The 7,003-nt window shown below is 68.9% G+C and carries 5 protein-coding genes; 1 reads left to right on the forward strand and 4 read right to left on the reverse strand.

Annotated features, from left to right (window positions below; genetic code table 11):
- Window positions 1–311 precede the first annotated feature (311 nt).
- From AC31A1_RS43230 to AC31A1_RS43245, 4 genes are all read right to left on the reverse strand, one after another.
- Window positions 312–815, reverse strand: coding sequence for an ATP-binding protein (locus AC31A1_RS43230; protein ID WP_033282803.1), 504 nt, complete (start codon window positions 813–815; stop codon window positions 312–314).
- 309 nt (window positions 816–1,124) lie between these two features.
- On the reverse strand, window positions 1,125–1,892 hold the full coding sequence (locus tag AC31A1_RS43235) for an enoyl-CoA hydratase/isomerase family protein (RefSeq protein WP_489658554.1): 768 nt from the start codon (window positions 1,890–1,892) through the stop codon (window positions 1,125–1,127).
- A gap of 80 nt (window positions 1,893–1,972) precedes the next feature.
- Complete coding sequence (locus AC31A1_RS43240; RefSeq protein WP_489658555.1) at window positions 1,973–3,220, reverse strand: L,D-transpeptidase; 1,248 nt, start codon at window positions 3,218–3,220, stop codon at window positions 1,973–1,975.
- Between the two features lie 168 nt (window positions 3,221–3,388).
- On the reverse strand, window positions 3,389–4,621 hold the full coding sequence (locus AC31A1_RS43245; protein WP_489658556.1) for a L,D-transpeptidase: 1,233 nt from the start codon (window positions 4,619–4,621) through the stop codon (window positions 3,389–3,391).
- Window positions 4,622–4,773: 152 nt separating this feature from the next.
- Here AC31A1_RS43245 and glgX point away from each other — a divergent pair.
- A partial coding sequence (glgX, locus tag AC31A1_RS43250; protein WP_489658557.1) for a glycogen debranching protein GlgX occupies window positions 4,774–7,003 on the forward strand: 2,230 nt, incomplete at its 3' end.

The following is a 7,003-nucleotide window of genomic DNA, read 5'->3' on the forward strand; positions in this document are numbered from 1 at the left end:
CGCCCTGGCGGCGGGCGCCGGTCCGCTGGCGGGGGCGGCGGGGGATGCGGTGGAGCCGGTCGTGGCACATCCGGCGGCGAGAGCGCCCCCGGCGACGAGCCCGGCACCCGCACGCAACGCCGTACGGCGGTCGGTCGTGGTCACCCGCCCCATTTAAGGGGCGCCAAGTAAGAAACCGGGGCATTAACCCGTTCGGGGGACCCGCACGGGTCGCGCCCCGAAGGGACGCGGGGCTGTATCGATTTGCGGCTCCGCCGCGTGGGCGCGACCAGCCACAGCGGACCCGCAGACAACAACGGTCCTTCGCGGGTTCAGCGGTCAGAAACCCGCATCTCGAACCACGTCGTCTTCCCACGCGGCAGCAAATCCACGCCCCACCGATCGGAGAGTTTGTCGACGAGGAACAACCCCCGCCCGCTCAGATCCATCTCCTGAACCGGCATCAGACACGGCAACCCACGCGAGGGATCACGGACCTCGACCCGAATCCACCCCCGCCGCCGCTTCATCCGCAGCCCGAACACCCGCGCACCCGTATGCCGTACGGCGTTTCCGACAAGCTCCGAGACAAGTAGGACGGCGTCCTCGGTCAGCTTCGGGCTGAGCCCCCAGTGCCGCAGAACGACGATCTGGGTGAGCCGGCGGGCCGTCGCGGCGGACTCCGGACGGGACGGGAGCGGAACTTCCGCCTCCGTCGGATTGCCGAACAACTCGATCGCCTTGAGCGCCCGCTCGTCCTCGACCGCAGGCGACCAGCGCGCCGCGGTCGCACGGCCTTGTCCCCGCGGCTGTCCGATACCTTCCAGCCCCGCCATGCGTCCATCATGGCCGCCCCGAACGGGCTCCGGGGCTGTTCCGGAGGAATACGCCCCCGGGAAGCCCCCGTTCCGCGACATCCGATTGGCATGTGCCAGAGTCATTTCAGGGCTTGCGACAGCCCCTCCGACCTGCGGTGAAGGCTCTGTTGGAGGCAATCGACAGGCTCCCTCGACAAGGCAGGCTTAAGGTCACGTTAAGGTTCCCATAAACCGCCCCACCGAGGGACCTGTATGAGACATCACGTCAATTGCAAGTGGTTGAGCGGTATTTGACGGTCCGGTTCACTGGAACTTCGATGATCCGATTCACTGGAACTTCGCCTTGCCGGGGCCCTCTTCCACGAAGCTGCGCATCCCGCGCTCACGGTCCTCGGTCGCGAACAGCCCCGCGAACCAGGTGCGTTCGACGGCCAGCCCGGTCTCGATGTCCGTCTCCAACCCGGTGTCGATCGCTTCCTTCGCGGCCCGCAACGCGATCGCCGGACCCTGCGCCAGCTTCGCCGCCCACGCATGCGCCTCGCTGAACACCTCGGCAGCCGGGGCGAGTCGGTCGACGAGCCCCAGCGCCAACGCCTCATCAGCCTTGACCATACGACCGGTGAAGATCAGGTCCTTCGCCTTCGACGGACCGATCAGACGCGCCAGCCGCTGCGTGCCACCCGCCCCCGGAATCAACCCCAGCAGAATCTCCGGCTGCCCCAACTTCGCGTTGTCGGCGGCAATACGGAAGTCGGCGCACAACGCCAACTCACAACCCCCGCCCAGCGCATAGCCGGTGACGGCAGCAACCACCGGCTTGGGGATACGGGCCACCGCCGTGAACGACTCCTGCAATGCCCGCGACCGTACGACCATCCCCGCATGGTCCATACGCTGCATCTCCTTGATGTCCGCACCCGCGGCGAACACCTTCTCCCCGCCGTAGACCACCACGGCCCGGACGTCCTCGCGACGCGAGGCCTCCTCGGCGAGTTCCTTGAGGCGGTCCTGGGTGGCGACGTCCAGCGCGTTCATCGGCGGGCGGTCGAGGCGGATGGTGCCGACGCCCTCGGCGACTTCGAGATTCACGGTCATGCCGGAAGGTTAACGCGCGCTAACGACAACGGGCCCGGTGCTGTGTGTCACAGCACCGGACCCGCAGGTCAACTAGCGCCTTACGCCTTCCACTTCGCCCACGACATGTTCCAGCCGTTGAGCCCGTTGTCCGGCGCCACGGTCTCGTCGTTGGAGTGCTTGACGACCACGACGTCACCGATCATCGAATGGTTGTAGAACCAGGCGGCCGGAACGCTGCTGCTGTAGCCGCCCTTGACGTCCCTCAGGCCGACGCAGCCGTGGCTGGCGTTGTAGTTGCCGAAGGCGCCGCCGCCCCAGTAGTTGCCGTGGATGAAGGTGCCGGAGGTGGTGAGGCGGATGGCGTGCGGGACGTCCTTGATGTCGTACTCGCCGCCGTAGCCGACCGTTTCACCGTTCATCCGGGTCACTTCGAGCTTCTCGCTCATGACCATCTGGCCGTTCCAGGTGTCGTAGCCGGGCTTGCCGGTGGTGACCGGGATGGTCTTGATGGTCTTGCCGTCCTGGGTGACCTTCATGGTGTGCTTCTTGGCGTCGACCACGGAGACCTGGTTGCGGCCGATGGTGAAGGAGACCGTCTTGGTCTGCTTGCCGTAGACGCCCGGGCGGCCTTCGACGCCGTCGAGGTTGAGCTTGACGGTGACCTTGGTGCCGGACTTCCAGTAGTTCTCGGGGCGGAAGTCGAGGCGGTCGTTGCCGAACCAGTGGCCCTCGACGTCGACGGCCGGCACGGTCGTGATGGTGATGGCCTTCTTCACGTCGTCGGGGTGTGTGATGCCCCGGGTGAAGTTGACCGAGAACGGCATTCCGACGCCGACCGTGGAGCCGTCCTCCGGGGTGAAGTCGCCGATGAACGTGTTCTTCGGGGTCAGCGTGGTGAAGCTGGAGTCCTCGGCGGCGACCCGGCCGTCGGAGTCCTTGGCGACCGCGTGCACGGTGTACTTGGTGGAGGCCGCGAGATGCGTGGCCGGCGTCCAGCTCGCGCCGCCGCTGGTGATCGCGCCGGAGACCTTGGTGCCGTCGGTGTCCTTGACCTCGACCTCGGTCAACTTGCCCTTCGCGGCGCTGATCTTGAGGGCGCCGCTGGTGTCGACGGACTTCGAGCCGTTCTTGGGGGCGATGGTGACGACGGCCTGCGACTGCTTGGTCTCGGCCGTGTCCGAGCCCTTGGCCTTGCTGTCGCCCGAGCCGGACCCGGAGTTGGAGCCACCGCCGCCTCCGCACGCGGTCACGGCGAGCAGCAGCACGCCGAGGATCAGCGCCAGCAGCCCCTTGTTTCTCCGGCCGCGCGCGTCAACCGACGCCCCCGATATCGGTCGCACGTTCAAGACTTTCTCCCCTCGCCGGGCCCGGTCCGGCCCGCACCCCTTCGCGCATCTGACGTGCACGTCCGCGCATATTAACCGTCAGGATTTGAGCTTCATGTCAGGCGAATGTCACCGTTCGGTCGCAACTTCAACTGCCGCCTGGCACAGGGACCCGGCCCCCTTCTCGGGTCACCTCAGCGCACTGCCCGCCGTCCACTCCTTCCAACCCATGTTCCAGCCGCCGAGGCCGTTGTCCGGAGCGACCTGTTTGTCGTCGCTGTGCACGACCTCGACGACGTCCCCGACGATGCTGCGGTCGAAGAACCACCCGGCCGGGGTGTCCGAGCTGCCGCCCTTGACGTCCCTCAACCCCACGCACCCGTGGCTGACGTTGACGTGTCCGGGGGCGGACGGCGCCCAGTAGTTGCCGTGCAGGAAGGTGCCGGAGTCGGTGAGCTTCATGGCGTGCGGGACGTCGGGGATGTCGTACTCGCCGCCGAAGCCGACCGTGCGACTGTTCATCCGGGTCACCTCCAGCATCTCCATGACCACCATTTTCCCGTTGTACGTGGTCTTCCCGGGGGCGCCGGCCGTGATCGGCACGGTGGCCAGCAGGTCGCCGTCGCGCCGCACCTCCATGGTGTGTCTGGCGGCGTCGACGAGGGAGACCTGGCTGCGGCCGACGGTGAAGGAGAACGTCTTGTACTGGAGGCCGTAGACGCCCTTCGCGCCTTCCACGTCCCGGAGGCGGAGGGAGACGGTGACCTGGGTGCCGGGTTTCCAGTAAGTCTCGGGGCGGAGGTCGAGGCGGGTCTTGCCGAACCAGTGGGGGCGGATCTCGACGGCCGGTTTCGCGGTAACGTGGACCGCGCGCTCGACGGCGGCCCGGTTCTCGATGTCCCGGTTGAAGCCGAGGGAGACGATCATCCCGGTGCCGACGGTGGCGCGGTTCTCCGGGGTGACGTAGGCGATGAACCGCTCGTCGGGGACGTAGGTCGTGAACGTGGTGTGCCGGGCGGAGCGGCGGCCGTGGCCGTCGAGGGCGACCGCGTCGACGGTGTACTCGGCGGCCAGCGCGAGCTTTCCGTCCTCGGGTTCCCAGCGCAGTCCGTCGTCGGAGATGCGGCCGGGGACCGGACTGTCCTGGGCGTCCTGCGACTTCACGACCTGCACGGACTCCAGGCGGCCGCTGGGCACCCGGACCACGAGCCGCTGGTCCGGTTTGACGCCCTTGCCGGCGTCCTCGGGCGAGATCCGGATCACATCCTCGGGCGCCGGTGCCTTGCCGAAGATCTCGTCGATACCGCCCCCGCCCGAGCCGTCCGAAGTACAGCCGGCGGCTCCGGCCAGCAGTCCTGCCCATGTCAGTACGGCGGCCAGTGCGACCCCCGCGCGTCGCGCGCGTCCTTGTGCATGCCTCACGAGGTGCCCAACGAGCGGGCACGCCTCAGGGAAACGTGAGTGCGACGCAAGCTCTGGGCAGAACAGTGGGGAGGACGACATGACAGGCACACGCGACCGGGACGCCGCGCACCCTTCACCTCGTCGTTCCATGAGCCGCAGGAGGCCGGACGGTGTCGAGCGCAGCCGAGCAGGAGGCCGTGCAGGAGGGGCACGTCGACGACGGCGTGCCGGTGGAAGGCGTCGTGGAGGCCGTGCCGTCGCCACGCGCCGCGCCCGTGCTGAACGGCGCCCCGCACACCGGGCCGCCGATGCCCGTGTGGCCGGGGGCGCCGATGCCGTTGGGGGCCCGGTACCGGGTCGGCCCGGACGGGGTGGCGGGCACCAACTTCGCGCTGTGGGCGGGGGGTGCGGAGGCGGTCGAGCTGTGCCTCTTCGACGAGGACGGGGTGGAGACCCGGGCCCCGCTGACCGAGCTGACGCACGAGATCTGGCACGGCTTCCTGCCCGGTGTGCTGCCCGGGCAGCGCTACGGCTTCCGGGTGCACGGCCGCTGGGACCCGTGGACCGGCGCCCGCTGGAACCCGGCGAAGCTGCTCCTCGACCCCTACGCCCGCGCGGTGGACGGCGAGTTCGGGCTGCCGCCCGAGGTGTACGCGCACGTCCGTGACTGGCCGCAGCAGCAGGTCGCGGACACCGTGCGCGACGACCGCGACTCCGCGCCGTACGTCCCGAAGGGCGTCGTCGTCCATGACGACACCACCGACGACGAGTGGATGGACGACCGCCGCCCGAAGACACCGTGGGCGGACTCGGTCATCTACGAACTCCACGTCGGCGGCTTCACCAAGCTGCACCCCGGGATACCCGAGGAACACCGGGGCACCTACGCCGGGTTGGCGCACCCGGCGGCCATCGAGCACCTGGTGAAGCTGGGCGTGACGGCCGTGGAGCTGCTGCCCGTCCACCAGTTCGCGCACGAGGACCATCTGCTGCGCAAGGGCCTGAAGAACTACTGGGGTTACAACTCCATCGGCTACTTCGCCCCGCACGCGGGCTATGCGGCGACCGGTACGGCGGGGCAGCAGGTCGGCGAGTTCAAGCGGATGGTGCGGGCGCTGCACGAGGCCGGGATCGAGGTCATCCTCGACGTGGTCTACAACCACACTGCGGAAGCGGGTGAGTTGGGTCCGATGCTGTCGTTGAAGGGCATCGACAACCGCGGCTACTACCGCCTCCAGAGCGACGCCCGCCGCTACACGGACTACACCGGCTGCGGCAACACCCTGCACGTCGTCCAGCCGCACGTGCTCCGGCTCATCACCGACTCCCTGCGCTACTGGGTCACCGAAATGGGCGTCGACGGCTTCCGCTTCGACCTCGCGGCGGCGCTGGCCCGCTCGATGCACGACGTCGACATGCTGTCCCCGTTCCTCGCCGTGATCGCCCAGGACCCGGTCCTACGGCGGGTGAAGCTGATCGCCGAGCCCTGGGACGTCGGCTCGGGCGGCTACCAGGTGGGCGCGTTCCCGCCCCTGTGGACGGAGTGGAACGACCGCTATCGCAACGCCGTCCGGGACTTCTGGCGGGGCGCGCTGCCGGACGTACGGGATCTCGGGTACCGCCTGTCGGGGTCGAGCGACCTGTACGCGTGGGGAGGCCGCCGCCCGTACGCCTCGGTCAACTTCATCACGGCGCACGACGGTTACACCCTCCGCGACCTCGTGTCGTACGAGCGCAAGCACAACGAGGCCAACGGCGAGGGCAATCGGGACGGCACCGACGACAACCGGTCCTGGAACTGCGGGGTCGAGGGCGAGACGGACGACGAGCGCGTAAAAGCGCTGCGGCGAAGGCAGTTGAGGAACCTTCTCACCACCCTCCTCCTCTCCACTGGCGTGCCGATGCTGGTCGCGGGTGACGAGCTGGGGCGGACGCAGCGGGGCAGCAACAACGCCTACTGCCAGGACAACGAGATCAGTTGGGTGGACTGGGGCCTGCGGGAGGACCCAGGCTGGGCGGCGCTGACCGACCTCACCGCCCGGCTGATCGACCTGCGCCACCGCCACCCGGTGCTGCGCCGCCGGGCGTTCTTCTCCGGGCGGGCCCATTCGGCGGACGGCATAAGGGACTTGGCCTGGTTCACCGCACACGGCACGGAGATGACGGAACGGGACTGGTACGCGCCCGCCGCCACCCTCGGCATGTACCTCTCCGGCCGGGACATCCCCGGCCGCGACGAACGCGGCGCCCCGATCGTCGACGACAGCTTCCTCGCCGTCCTGCACGCGGGCCACCGGCCGGTGAGCTTCGTGCTGCCGGGACCGCCGTGGGCGGAGCGGTACGAGGTGGTCGTCGACACGTCACGGGAGGAGCAGGGGGAGGCGCCGGGGGTGGTGCATC

This window comes from Streptomyces sp. P5F9 (assembly GCF_057961495.1).